This is a genomic window from SAR202 cluster bacterium (assembly GCA_016872355.1).
Taxonomy (GTDB): Bacteria; Chloroflexota; Dehalococcoidia; order Lucifugimonadales; family VGZY01; genus VGZY01.
Genome location: VGZY01000086.1, coordinates 1 through 12,863 on the forward strand (window position 1 = coordinate 1; position 12,863 = coordinate 12,863).

Here is a 12,863-nt window from a genome sequence, read left to right on the forward strand (position 1 = left end):
ACGCCCCTCCAGAACAAGGTTCAGTATCTGTGCTCTCTTCGCTTCTCGCTCGGTCAAATGTAGTCCTCTCATGGACTGACATATTCACTGAGCAGTTACCTACTGACAATATCACTGAGCAAAGACACAGTATCCTCTTACGTCCTTGACACCCGCCTATTCCCGCAATTATGATTTGATAGTTACGAACAACCTATCGACCAGCGACGATCAGGATTAGTACGCCGCAAGCGAGACTCAGAGAGCCGGGCAAGGTGCGAGCCGGTGTCAGCGCAGCAGCCGAATGGACCTGGGAGCTTCCGCCTGAATTCCCGCACGCCGGGATGTAGGCGCGGACGGAATGGACGCCGTTACCATCGTCCTGAGCCTGGGGCTTCGAGCCCCGCGCTGAAAAGAGGCCTCGCGGGCCAGCTGCCGCGCGGCGAACCAGGGTGGCACCACGGAAAGACCCGTCCCTTCATCGGACGGGTCTTTTATTTTTTGTCTCGGAGGCGGCGACATGGACACGGCGAAGAAGGCGGCAATGGGCATCGGCTCGGCGGCGGGCAAGCCCGCGAGGAAGAAGCGCGTCCTGAGCGGCATACAGCCCTCGGGCGATATCCACCTGGGCAACTACCTGGGCGCCATCAAGGGCTGGGTGCAGCGCCAGGCGGAGAAGGAGAACTTCTTCTGCATCGTGGACATGCACGCGATCACCGTCCCCCAGGACCCGAAGGACCTCCGCGACCGCACGCGCTCCCTCGCGGCCATCTACTTCGCCTCCGGGCTGGACCCGGCCAAGTGCACCGTCTTCATCCAGAGCCACGTCACCGCCCACGCGGAGGCGTGCTGGCTCCTGAACTGCATCACGCCCGTCGGCTGGCTGGAGCGCATGACCCAGTTCAAGGACAAGTCCGCCAAGCAGGAGAGCGTCATGGCCGGCCTGCTGGACTACCCAGTCCTCATGGCGGGCGATATTCTCCTGTACAGCGCGGACGAGGTGCCCGTCGGCGACGACCAGAAGCAGCACGTGGAGCTGACGCGCGACATCGCCGAGAAGTTCAACCGCACCTTCGGAGACACGTTCGTCATCCCGCAGCCGGTCATCCCTGAGGTAGGCGCGCGCATCATGGGCCTCAACGACCCCACGGCCAAGATGTCCAAGAGCTTCGCCCACATCCGCGGCCACGCCGTGCGCCTGCTGGACGATCCCAAAGAGATCGAGTACGCCTTCAAGCGCGCCGTCACCGACCCGGGCAACGAGATAAGGTTCTCCGACGACCCCGCGAAGGCGGGCGTGAACAACCTCCTGGGCATGTACAAGGTCGTCACCGGCAAGACGAAGGAGCAGGTGGAGGCCGACTTCGCCGGCGCCCGCGGCTACGGCGACCTCAAAAAGGCGGTAGCCGAGGTAGTCATCAACGAGCTCCGCCCCATCCAGGAGCGCTACAAGCAGCTCATGAGCGACATCGCCGTCCTCGACGAGCTCCTGGCCAAGGGCGCCGAGCAGGCCTCGGCAGTCGCCGAGCCCAAGGTCACGGAAATGAAAGAGCGGGTAGGCTTCATCCTCCCGCGCAAAGAGCGGCAGCTGTATTGAGGGTGCTGGGTGCTAGGTGCTGGGTGCTGGTTTTCGGATCGAACCCAGAACCCAGAACCCAGCACCCAGAACCCAGCACCCAGAACCCAGCACCCAGAACCCAGCACCCCATATCCCAATTCGCTATTCCCAAAAGGCTTCCCATGTACCACCCATCGCTACAAGAGGTCGAAAAGCTCTCCGGGCAGGGCAACCTCGTCCCCGTCTACCGGGAGATCAACGCGGACCTGGAGACGCCCGTCTCGGCGTACCTGAAAGTCGCCAGGCCGCCGTACTCGTTCCTGCTGGAGTCCGTCGAGGGCGGCGAACGCACCGCGCGCTACAGCTTCATCGGCACCGACCCGCAGCACGTCGTCCGCACCGGCCCGGGCACCGAGCTCGGCGAGATCGACCCGCTCGTCCCGGTCCAGCAGCTGCTCGCCAAGTACCGCATGGTGCAGGCGCCGGACCAGCCCCGCTTCAACGGCGGCATGGTCGGCTACCTATCCTACGACGCAGTCCGCTACTTCGAGAGCCTGCCCTCGCCGTCGGCGGACTCGCTCAAGGTGCCGGAGTCCGTCTTCATGCTCACGACGACGTTCCTGATCTTCGACCACGTCAAGTACAAGATACGCGTCGTCAGCCACGCCCACATCAACGGCGACGTCCGGAAGGCGTACAACGACGCCACGAAGCGCATCGACGACATCATCTCCCGCCTCAGCGGCCCGGTGAAGCCGCCGCAGAACGGCCGTATCGCGCCCAACGACACGCCCGCGATCACCCACAACATGACCCGCGAGCGCTACGACGAGATCGTGAAGAAGACGAAGGAGTACATCCTGGCGGGAGACATCATCCAGGCCGTGCTGTCGCAGCGCCTGCGCCGCCCCACGACCGCGCACCCGTTCAACATCTACCGCGCGCTCCGGGCCATCAACCCGTCGCCGTACATGTACTACCTCCAGCTCGACGACTTCCAGATCGTCGGCGCCTCCCCGGAGATGCTCGTGCAGGTGGACAGGGGCACCGTCGCCACGCGCCCCATCGCCGGCACCCGCCCTCGCGGCAAGACGCAGGAGCAGGACCTCCAGAACGAGAAAGACCTCCTGGCCGACGAGAAGGAGCGCGCCGAGCACATCATGCTCGTCGACCTCGGCCGGAACGACGTCGGGCGCGTCTGCCGCCCCGGCACCGTCAAGGTCACCGACCTCATGGTCATCGAGCGCTACTCCCACGTCATGCACATCGTCTCCCACGTCACCGGCAAGCTCCGCGACGAGTGCACGGCCTACGACGCCCTCCGCGCCTGCTTCCCGGCGGGCACGCTATCCGGCGCGCCCAAGATCCGCGCAATGGAGATCATCGCTGAGTTCGAGCCCGAGAAGCGCGGCCCCTACGGAGGCGCAGTCGGCTACTTCGACTTCACCGGCAACATGGACACCGCCATCACAATAAGGACGATGGTGGTAAAGGACGGCGTCGCCCACGTCCAGGCCGGCGGCGGCATCGTCTTCGACAGCGTCCCCCAAACCGAGTACGAGGAAACCCTCCACAAAGCCTCCGCCCAGCTCCGCGCAATTGAGCAGGCGGAAAGGGACGCGGACTAGAGAATAGTGAATTTAGAATAGTGAATAGTGAGTTGAAGAGCGGGGGAGAATAAGTGCGTGAGAAAACTGAGCCGTCTGGAGCACGACCTTCTCTCAAGCTTTGTTACCGACATGGAGTCTCTCTACTTACTGCACGCGGATGCGAGAAGGGACCTGCGGACTTCAACGCAAGACATAGTAGACGCGCTTCTTCTGCTTGTAAGGCTTGGATTTGCCCGGGCTTACTTTATAGGCGATTACTCACGCGGGTATGAGCGACGGATGGAAGTTAGTAAAGAGGAGCTGCTGAATCACCTCAGTGGTTACGAAGACGAATACCTGCTGTACCCTCGTGAGGGAAAGGTAGGGGAGTACCACTTTGCAGTTACAGACGAAGGACGCGTCGAGGAGGCAAAGGAACAGTACGATGCGTACTACCCCGCGCAGCCGAATCTGGACGGACAAGTTGGGATAGAACAAGCCGAAAGGGACGCGGACTGATGGACTCAGCTCGACCTGCCGCCGACTTCGAAAAAGTATACGTCTATGGCGACGACGGCCAGGTCTGGATCACCTCGTGGCATCCCGGCAGTCTTCCGCCGCCGGACGGCCGCCGCCACGGCTCCGCCGGCATCTGCATAGACCCGGCGGGCCAGGTGATCGTAATCAGCATGAACGGCACCCGCTGGGAGCTCCCCGGCGGCAGGCCCGAAGGCAACGAGGACTGGCGCGAGACGCTCGTCCGGGAGATGCTCGAAGAAGGGTGCGCCACCGTCAACGACGCCACCCTCCTCGGATACAGCAGAGGTGAGTGCATTGAGGGACACGAAAAGGGACTCATCCTGATCCGCTCCCTCTGGCGCGCCGAGGTAACCGCGCACCCCTGGGATCCAAAATACGAAGTGCTACACCGCCTGCTCCTCCCGCCGGACCAGGCCATGGCAAAGCTAACCCTCGCCAAAGGCCGGCGCCCAATAGTCGTCAGGTGGTTCCAGGAAGCGCTAGCGGTACAAAAGTAATCTAAGTTAGTGACACTGGCAGTGATCGGGCCGTCGGCCCGATGTCTTGGGAGTCTGAGGGCGAAGCCCTCAGGGATTCCGGGGTTTGCAAAGGGGCGAAGCCCCTTGCTGGGGTCTGGGGCGAAGCCCCAGGGCTTTTCTCTTATTCCCCCTTCCCTCCCAGGGAAGGGGGCCAGGGGGTTAGGTCGGGGCGGTGACCGGCCCTACAGTCGACGCTCTCACCGCCGGGGATGGTCCGATGACCTCCCCAACAGGCAAGCTGATCTTGCCGGGCGACACGCCGACGCGCCGGCGCTTCGCCCCAATCGACACGGAGGACGCCGATTCCAAGGAGACGACAATGATACTCTTGCTCGATAACTACGACAGCTTCACCTACAACCTCTACCAGTACATGTCCGAGCTCGGCGCGGACGTCAAGGTCATCCGCAACGACCAGACCACCGTGGAGGACATCGACGCCATGGCGCCGGAGAAGATCGTCATCTCCCCCGGCCCGTGCTCGCCCGCGCAGGCCGGCATCTCCAACGACGTCATCCGCCACTTCGGCGGCAAGGTACCCATCCTCGGCGTATGCCTCGGCCACCAGTGCATCGGCTTCAGCATGGGCGGCACCGTCGGCTACGCAGGAGAGATCATGCACGGCAAGACCTCCATGATCCACCACGATGGCAAGGGCGTGTTCAAGGGCCTCCCGAACCCGTTCGAGGCCATCCGCTACCACTCCCTCGCCATCTACAGGGAAGACCTCCCCGCAGACCTCGAGGTGACCGCGTGGACGGACAAGGGTATCATTATGGGCGTTCGGCACAAGACCCTCCCCATCGAGGGCATCCAGTTCCACCCCGAGTCGATCATGACCAAGAGCGGCAAGGACCTCTTGAAGAACTTCCTCACTGGGGGCGTATCACAATGATTCGCGAATCCATCGAACTCCTCGTTGGGGGAAAATCGCTCACCACCGAGCAGGCAGCGGCGACGATGAATGAGATCATGTCCGGCGAGGCCACGCCGTCGCAGCTCGGCGCGTTCCTCACAGCGCTCCGCATGAAGGGCGAGACGCCGGAGGAGATCGCCGGTATGGCGAAGGTCATGCGCGAAAAGTCGCTCAAGGTCAACCCGAACGGCCCCGTCATCGATAACTGCGGCACAGGCGGCGACGGCTCCGGCGCGTTCAACGTCTCCACAACGGCGACGTTTGTGCTCGCGGGCGCGGGCGTGCGCGTCGCCAAGCACGGCAACCGCGCCATGTCCGGCGCGAGCGGCAGCGCCGACCTGTACGAGGCGCTGGGCGTCAAGATCGCTCTCACACCGGAGAACGTCGAAAAGTGCCTTAACCAGGTAGGCGTCGCCTTCATGTTCGCCCAGGCCTTCCACCCCGCGATGAAGCACGTCGGCCCCACGCGCAAGGAGATCGGCATCCGCACCGTCTTCAACATCCTGGGGCCGCTCACTAACCCCGCGGGGGCGCGGTCGCAGTTCATGGGCTGCGCGAACATCCCGCTCGCGGAGAAGATCATCAAGGTCTTTGAAATCCTCGGCGCGGACCACATCATCCTCGCTCACGGAGCGGACGGCGTGGACAAGGTCTCGCTGGGGGATATAACCCATTTCTGGGAGCTCAAGGGCGGCAAGATCACGGAGTACCAGACCACCCCGGAAGAGCTCGGCTTCAAGCGCGTCAAGCTTGCCGACCTTAAAGTGAAGAGCGCGGCCGAAAGCGCTGAGCTGGCCCGCGGCGTCCTCGCTGGCAGGCCCGGCCCCGCGCGCGACATGGTGGTGGTCAACGCCGCCGCCGCATTCGTCGCCTCCGATCGCGCAAGAACGCTCAAGGAGGGCATCGCAATGGCCCAGAAGTCCATAGACAGCGGCGCGGCGCAAAAGAAGATGGAGGAGCTGGCGAAGCTCAGCCAAACCCTGGCGTAGGGAGGAACAGATGCAGAAGGTCCGTTATACCGTCGTCCTTGAATGGGACCACGAGGAAAAGGTGTACGTGGCAAGCGTCCCGGCGTTGACGATTGCGACACAGGGCAAAACACGAACAGAAGCAATGAGGATGGTCAGGGAAGCCATTGCGCTTACCGTCGAAGGCCTAAAGGCCAACGGCCTGCCTGTCCCGACTGGCGATGGCGATAAGATAAGACGCGTAGAGGTGGCGGTATAGTACGTTTACCTCGCATCTCCGGCAAAGAAATGGTCCGTGCGTTGCAGCGGGCCGGATTCAGGATTGACCGGGTCAGCGGGAGCCATCACTTTCTCGTGCATGAATCCGGGCGGGCGCGTTATGCAATCGTACCTGTGCACGCTGGACAGATGCTCTCTCCGAAGGTCATACACGCGATATTGGAATCTACACAACTAACTAAAGAAGAGTTGATAGACCTTTTGTGAACCCACTCCACCCCAAGGCCGTCATATTCGACTTCGACTACACGCTCGCGGACTCCACCGCGCCGGCGTACGACTGCGCCGGCCACGCGCTCACCGCGATGGGCCTGCAGACGCCGCCGAAAGCCGTGGTGGCGACGACGATCGGCCTGTCGCTCACGGAGGCGTTCCACCGCATGTTCCCGAAAGAGGACCGTGCGCTCGCGGCGGAGTACTACCGCCTGTTCATCAAGCGCGCGGACGAGGTGATGGTGGACGGCACGGTCCTCTTCGACTGGACGCCGCGCGCGATATCGGCCCTCCACGCGCACGGAATGCCCCTCGGCATCGTCTCCACGAAGGGCCGCTTCCGCATCGAGGCGATCCTCGGCCGCGAGCGGCTGCTGGACAGGTTCGAGACCATCGTCGGAGGCGAGGACGTCCCGGCCTTCAAGCCCGACCCGCACGGCCTTCTCGCCGCTCTTCGGCGCCTGGATGTCCCGAAGGGCGAGGCGCTCTACGTCGGCGACAGCCTCACATACGCGGAGACCGCCAAACGCGCGAGGGTGCCGTTCATGGCCGTCCTCTCCGGCACAACAAAGCGCGACGAGTTCAACGGCTACCCGGTAGTAGAAATCATCCCCAGCGTCGCGGAGCTGCCGGCGCGCCTGGGGTGGTGAAACAGGTGTTGCGTCGACCTGTAGCCCGCGCGATTCATCGCGCCTGTCTTGTTCGCCAATGTAGCCTGAGGACAACCCGGGTCCCGATGCATCGGGGCAGGCTACAGAGAACCGGGGCATATTAACCAGGACACAACCATGATCGAACCCAATACGCCCGATATCCTCAAAAAGATCGTCGAGGTCAAGGCCCGCGAGGTCGCCCGCCTCAAGGTGGAGAAGCCGCTGCGCAATCTGGAGAAGCGAATGGAGAGCCAGACTCGGCCCCTTAACCTGGCCGGGTGCCTTATGGGCGACCGCGTCCGGGTCATCGCCGAGTGCAAGAAGGCCTCGCCCGCGAAGGGCCTCCTGCGGCCGGACTTCGATCCCACGGCCCTCGCGCAGGCTTACGTCGCCAACGGCGCGGCGGCAATATCGGTTCTCACCAACGTGGACCACTTCCAGGGGAGCATCGAGCACTTGGAGCAGGTCCACGCCGTAGCTTACACGAAGGGCGTGCCCGTCCTGCGCAAGGAGTTCATCTTCGACCCTTACCAGGTCTATGAGGCCCGCGCCCACGGGGCGGACGCGATGCTGCTGATCGTTGCGATGCTCTCGCCTAAGCAGCTCACGGACTTGCGCGGACTCTCGGAGCAGCTATGGATGCAGTGCCTCGTGGAAGTGCACGACGAAGAGGAGCTCAAGGTGGCGCTGGACATCGGAGCGGAGATCATAGGCATCAACAACCGGGACCTGCGCACCTTCAAGACAGACCTCGCCGTCACCGAGCGCCTCGCGCCGAAGGTCCCATTCGGCAAGATCGTCGTCAGCGAGAGCGGCATAAACAGCCGTGCGGACGTCGAGCGGGTAGGGAAGGCCGGCGCCCATGCGATCCTCGTCGGCGAGGCATTAGTGACTGCTAAAGACCCCGGCGCGAAGCTGAAGGAGCTTGCATGACCCGCTTCAAGATCTGCGGCCTGCGGGACCTCGACAACACCCTCGTAGCGGCACAGTCCGGCGCGGACTTCATCGGCTTTAACTTTGTCCCCGGCGCGAAGCGGGCCATACCGCCCGAGCTTGCGAAGTCCATCATAGACTCCCTGCGCGCCCGCGTGACCGGCCCGATGCCCAACCTCGTCGGCCTCTTTGCCAACCAGCCCATTGAGGACGTTAACCGCATCCTGAAGCAGTGCGGCCTCGACTACGCACAGCTCTGCGGAGACGAGTCGCCTGCCTATTGGGCGCGTGTCGAGGCGAAGATAGTCCGGCAGGTTAAGGTCAAGGAGCACCCGACCGTCGCCGAAGCGGTCTCGGAAACGATGGAGGTCGTGGGCCATGTTGCCGGCAAGGGCCATATCCCGTTGCTGGACAAGTACGAGACGGGCGCGCTCGGCGGTACCGGCCGCACCTTCGACTGGGATATCGCCCGAGAGGTGGCGAAGCGTTACGAGATCATGCTCGCCGGCGGCATCACGCCGGAGAACGTCAGCGAGGCCATCCACCGTGTCGGCCCCTGGGCCGTGGACGTATCCAGCGGCGTTGAGACCGACGGCGCAAAGGACCCCAGGAAGATCGAAGCCTTCGCGGCGATGGTGAAGGGGACGGACCTACGGCAGCCCCTGTAGCTCAATTGCCCGCACCACGCGCTCGACGGCGATGTTGAACGCCGCCTCGCGGTAGGAGACGCGGTCCAGCTTGGCGCGCACGTATACGTTCTTGTAGGCCTTCAGCAGCACCTCTTCAAGCTCAGAGTTCACCCGGCCCAGGTCCCAAGGGAATCGCTGCACGTTCTGCGCCCATTCGAAGTAGGAGACCGTCACGCCGCCCGCGTTGACCAGCAGGTCGGGCACGCAAAGGACGCCCCTGTCCTTCAGGATGGCGTCCGCCGCGGGCGTCACCGGGTGGTTGGCCGCCTCAACGATTATCTTCGCGCGCACGTTCGCTGCGTTGCCGCGGTTGATGACGCCTCCCAGGGCGGCGGGCACCAGGATGTCGCACGGGAGCTCAAGAAGCTCCTTGTTGCCGATGTGGTCGGCGTCTGCGAACCCTGCCACGGACCCGGTCTGGGAGACGTGCTTCGAGAGCGCGTCGATATCGAGGCCGTTCTCGTTGAGGACGCCGCCCTTTACGTCTGTAACGGCAACAATCTTTGCGCCCATTGGGTACAGGAACTTCGCTGCCCATGAGCCCACGTTGCCGAAGCCCTGAATCGCGACGGTTGCGCCGCGCAGGGGCTTTCCCATATCCTTCGCCAGCTCGGCGGTGATGATCGCAACTCCGCGCCCGGTTGCCTGCTCGCGGCCCAGCGAGCCGCCCAGCTCCACGGGCTTGCCGGTGACGACGCCCGGGCTGTAGCCGTGCGCCTTGGCGTACTCGGACATCATCCACGCCATCGTCTGAGCGTTGGTCCCCATATCCGGCGCGGGGATGTCGCGGTCCGGGCCTATGATGTAGCTAATCGCCCGGGTGAACCCCTGCGTCAGCTTCTGCAGCTCTCTCGCGCTCATTGTGCTTGGGTCGCACTGCACGCCGCCCTTCGCGCCGCCGAAGGGTATCCCCACGACGGCCGTCTTGTACGTCATGAGCGCCGCCAGCGCCTTCACCTCGTCCACGTCGGCTTCCGGGTGGTACCGGATGCCGCCTTTGTAAGGCCCGCGCGAGGAGTTGTGCTGCACGCGGTAGCCGATGAACACCTTGATCTTGCCGTTATCCATCCGCACAGGCACCTCCACGCGGACCTCACGGTCCGGCGTGCGGACGATGTCACGGACTTCGTCGCTGACCTTCAGGCGGTCGCAGGCGCGGTCGAACTCGTACGTGACAGCCTCGAAGGGGGTCATTTCTTTTACGATGGGCATTGCTCAACCTTCTCCGGAAGGGTTTGCTCCGACCCGTCCCGATTGCCGGAGCGGGCGACAATAACGGCGTGTGCTATCAACTACGCGGAGTGTAGTTGCGGATTCAGAACAGTGTCAAGCAACGCCGGGGCGAGCTCCCGCCGAAACAGAGTCACTAACATTCGAAGGCTGTCAGCTTCGCAGATAATGGCTAGTCAGCGAACGGGGGGCTTCGAGCAAGTCCTGAGGAGTCCCTTCGAAAACCACCTTTCCGCCTTTGTTACCGCCCTCCGGTCCCATATCGATTATCCAGTCCGCATTCTTGATGATGTCCATGTTGTGTTCAATGACCACAACCGTGTTCCCCGCGTCCACCAGGCGGTTCATGATCGCGAGCAGGTGGCCGATGTCCGACATGTGGAGGCCCGTGGTGGGCTCGTCCATTACGTAGAGCGTTCCCTTCTTGTGCAGCTCGCCGGCCAGCTTGATTCGCTGGCACTCGCCGCCGGATAACGTGCTCAGCGGCTGGCCCAGCTTGATATAGTCCAGCCCAACGTCGCTCATCGCCTGAAGTCGCCGGGTTACTTCCTTGACCTTGAAGAATCCCAGCGCATCCTGCACCGGCATCCCCAGAACGTCAGAGATAGACTTGCCATCAAGTTTGAAGGCCAGCACTTCGTCCTTGAAACGCTTCCCGCCGCAGGTCTCGCACGGCGTCTTCACCTCGTCCAGGTAGGAAAGGGTTGTATAGATTACCCCGAGCCCCTGGCAGGTCTCGCAGGCGCCCTTGGAGTTGAAGCTGAAGAGGGAAGGGCTGACCTTGTTTGCAGAGGCGGATGCCTTGCGAATGTCGTCCATAATGCCGGTGTAGGTGGCCGGGTTCGACCTGCTTGAGACGCCTACGGACGACTGGTCGATCACTATGGCGTCCGGCTGCTGCGGAAGGAAGGAGTAATAAACAAGCGAGCTCTTGCCTGAACCGGCGACGCCGGTGATGACGCTGAGCACGCCCATCGGAATGTCCACGCTCACATTTTGTAGGTTGTTGGCGCGCGCGTCGACAATCGAGAATTTGCCCTTCGCCGTTCGGAAGTTGGGCTTGATGGCCATGGACGCGCTCATGTGCTTTCCGGTCGGCGTGTTGGCCTTCAGCAACCCCGCGACGTCACCCTGGTAGAACACCTCGCCGCCGCGGCTACCGGCGTGCGGACCCACGTCCACCACGTGGTCTGCCTCGCGGATAACTGCCGGATCGTGCTCCACAACCAGCACGGTATTCCCCTTGTCCCGCAGCTTGCGGAGCAGGTCGTTCAGCCGGTGCACGTCTCGGGGATGCAGGCCGATGCTGGGCTCGTCGAAGATGTACAGCACGTCCACCAGGCTGCTTCCGAGGTGCTTCACCATCTTGATGCGCTGGGACTCTCCGCCGGACAGAGTGTCCGTGGGCCGGTCCAGGCTGATGTACTCCAGCCCGATGTCGATCATGTGCTGCAGGCGCTCGGTCAGGTTCTCCACCATCGGCGCTGCGACCGGGTCCGTTATCTTGCGGACCACCTCAATCAGCTCGTCCACCTCCATTGCCGCCATTTCGGCGATATTCAGACCGTTTATCTTGCACGAAAGCGCCGCATGGTTGAGTCGGGTCCCTTTGCAGAGCGAGCACGGCCCGAAGACCATGTACTGTTCCACTGACTTCTGAGTGCGCTCCGAGTATGTTTTCACGTCGCCGGTGATGTACTTGCGGCTGAACTTGTCGATGATCCCTTCGAAAGTCAGATTGATGGGCTTGCCGGCCATGTCCAACTTCACCTTGTAAGGCTTGCTGTGCAACAACAGGTCCATCTCTTTCGGGGAGTAGTCGGAGAGCTTCTTGTCGTTTTCGAAAAGCCCGGACTTCGCCAGGACGCTCCACCCCCAACTATCGACGGCGTATTCAGAATAGAGAATTGCGCCCTGGTTGATTGATTTCGACGTGTCGAGGAATTTGTTCAGGTCCACGTCTATCTTCCGCCCGATGCCGTTGCAGTTTGGGCACATGCCGCCTGCGACGGAGAATTCGCGCTTCTCGGACTTGCCGCCGTCCTTCTCCACAGTAATTTGCCCCACGGCCTGGACCGACGGGACGTTGAACGAAAACGCGTTTGCGGGGCCGACGTATGGGCGGCCGACGCGGGAGTAGAGCAGGCGGAGGACGGAGTAGATGTCCGTGATTGTGCCGACCGTTGAGTGCGACCCGCCTCCCAGGCGCTTCTGGTCAACCACTATGGCCATGCTCAGGTTCTCGATTGCGTCGGCCTGAGGCTGGGCGTAGCGCGGCAGGAAGCTCTGGGCGAACGTGCTGAACGTATCATTGAGCTGCCGCCGTGCTTCGGCAGCGATGGTGTCAAATACGATGGACGACTTCCCCGAGCCGGACACGCCTGTAAAGATGGTGATCTTTCACTTCGGCACGCGCAGCGAGACATTCTTGAGGTTGTTCTCCCGGGCGCCGCGTATTTCGATATATTCCTGGGTCACCATGTTCTCCTGTTGAAACTGCGGTATTGAGCGGTGATGTTCTCTGTGGGCAGGCTTCTATACTGGCCGGACATGGTCAGACTGTCAAATATGCAGGCCCGTTGTGTCAAGGGACAGTGAATCTGTCAGTGTTTAGGGTGCAGTGATTTTGTCAGTACGGTTCGTTTCCATGGGTGGTCTGCAGCCGGCTTATGGGCGGTGGACTTAGCCGGATAGGGACTGAGTCCTCTCGCCCGAGGTTTCGGTTGAATTCCGGTGGGAGACTCCTGCGCTTCGGGTTTTGGCTGCTCACCGAGTGAAGATTGGGGATGAGAAAGGTC

12 protein-coding genes and 2 pseudogenes are annotated in these 12,863 nt (G+C 62.5%); 11 read left to right on the plus strand and 3 right to left on the minus strand.

All coding sequences use genetic code 11. From position 1 onward, the window contains the following. Positions 1-301: 301 nt before the first annotated feature. Positions 302-430 (minus strand): annotated as a pseudogene (locus FJ319_13205) ((2Fe-2S)-binding protein). Positions 431-523: 93 nt separating this feature from the next. Here FJ319_13205 and trpS point away from each other — a divergent pair. From trpS to FJ319_13260, 11 genes are all read left to right on the plus strand, one after another. Further along, a complete protein-coding gene (gene trpS, locus FJ319_13210) occupies positions 524-1,576 on the plus strand; it encodes a tryptophan--tRNA ligase (GenBank protein MBM3935234.1) in 1,053 nt (350 codons plus the stop codon). A gap of 143 nt (positions 1,577-1,719) precedes the next feature. Then, positions 1,720-3,165, plus strand: coding sequence for an anthranilate synthase component I (trpE, locus tag FJ319_13215; protein ID MBM3935235.1), 1,446 nt, complete (start codon positions 1,720-1,722; stop codon positions 3,163-3,165). 111 nt (positions 3,166-3,276) lie between these two features. Continuing rightward, the gene (locus FJ319_13220; GenBank protein MBM3935236.1) at positions 3,277-3,645 is read left to right on the plus strand and encodes a hypothetical protein; all 369 of its coding nucleotides are present in this window, start codon (positions 3,277-3,279) and stop codon (positions 3,643-3,645) included. Next, positions 3,645-4,163: an NUDIX domain-containing protein gene (locus tag FJ319_13225; protein MBM3935237.1), complete on the plus strand. Its 519-nt coding sequence runs from the start codon at positions 3,645-3,647 to the stop codon at positions 4,161-4,163. The genes FJ319_13220 and FJ319_13225 overlap by 1 nt, the downstream gene beginning before the upstream one ends. A gap of 340 nt (positions 4,164-4,503) precedes the next feature. Next, the gene (locus FJ319_13230; GenBank protein ID MBM3935238.1) at positions 4,504-5,079 is read left to right on the plus strand and encodes an aminodeoxychorismate/anthranilate synthase component II; all 576 of its coding nucleotides are present in this window, start codon (positions 4,504-4,506) and stop codon (positions 5,077-5,079) included. Then, the gene (gene trpD / locus FJ319_13235) at positions 5,076-6,089 is read left to right on the plus strand and encodes an anthranilate phosphoribosyltransferase (protein MBM3935239.1); all 1,014 of its coding nucleotides are present in this window, start codon (positions 5,076-5,078) and stop codon (positions 6,087-6,089) included. The genes FJ319_13230 and trpD overlap by 4 nt, the downstream gene beginning before the upstream one ends. Positions 6,090-6,099: 10 nt before the next feature. Then, the gene (locus FJ319_13240; protein MBM3935240.1) at positions 6,100-6,327 is read left to right on the plus strand and encodes a type II toxin-antitoxin system HicB family antitoxin; all 228 of its coding nucleotides are present in this window, start codon (positions 6,100-6,102) and stop codon (positions 6,325-6,327) included. Further along, positions 6,324-6,554, plus strand: coding sequence for an addiction module toxin, HicA family (locus FJ319_13245; protein ID MBM3935241.1), 231 nt, complete (start codon positions 6,324-6,326; stop codon positions 6,552-6,554). The genes FJ319_13240 and FJ319_13245 overlap by 4 nt, the downstream gene beginning before the upstream one ends. Next, entirely contained in the window at positions 6,551-7,210 is a 660-nt protein-coding gene (locus FJ319_13250; GenBank protein ID MBM3935242.1) for an HAD family hydrolase, read from the plus strand. The genes FJ319_13245 and FJ319_13250 overlap by 4 nt, the downstream gene beginning before the upstream one ends. 138 nt (positions 7,211-7,348) lie before the next feature. Next, entirely contained in the window at positions 7,349-8,146 is a 798-nt protein-coding gene (gene trpC, locus FJ319_13255) for an indole-3-glycerol phosphate synthase TrpC (protein MBM3935243.1), read from the plus strand. Further along, positions 8,143-8,814, plus strand: a complete 672-nt coding sequence (locus FJ319_13260; GenBank protein MBM3935244.1) for a phosphoribosylanthranilate isomerase — start codon at positions 8,143-8,145, stop codon at positions 8,812-8,814. The genes trpC and FJ319_13260 overlap by 4 nt, the downstream gene beginning before the upstream one ends. On the opposite strand, the gene FJ319_13265 is transcribed toward FJ319_13260, so the two are convergent. Together FJ319_13265 and FJ319_13270 are read right to left on the minus strand one after the other, a co-directional pair. Further along, complete coding sequence (locus tag FJ319_13265; GenBank protein MBM3935245.1) at positions 8,797-10,029, minus strand: glutamate dehydrogenase; 1,233 nt, start codon at positions 10,027-10,029, stop codon at positions 8,797-8,799. The genes FJ319_13260 and FJ319_13265 overlap by 18 nt on opposite strands. 189 nt (positions 10,030-10,218) lie before the next feature. Then, positions 10,219-12,546 (minus strand): annotated as a pseudogene (locus FJ319_13270) (excinuclease ABC subunit UvrA). Positions 12,547-12,863: the final 317 nt, after the last annotated feature.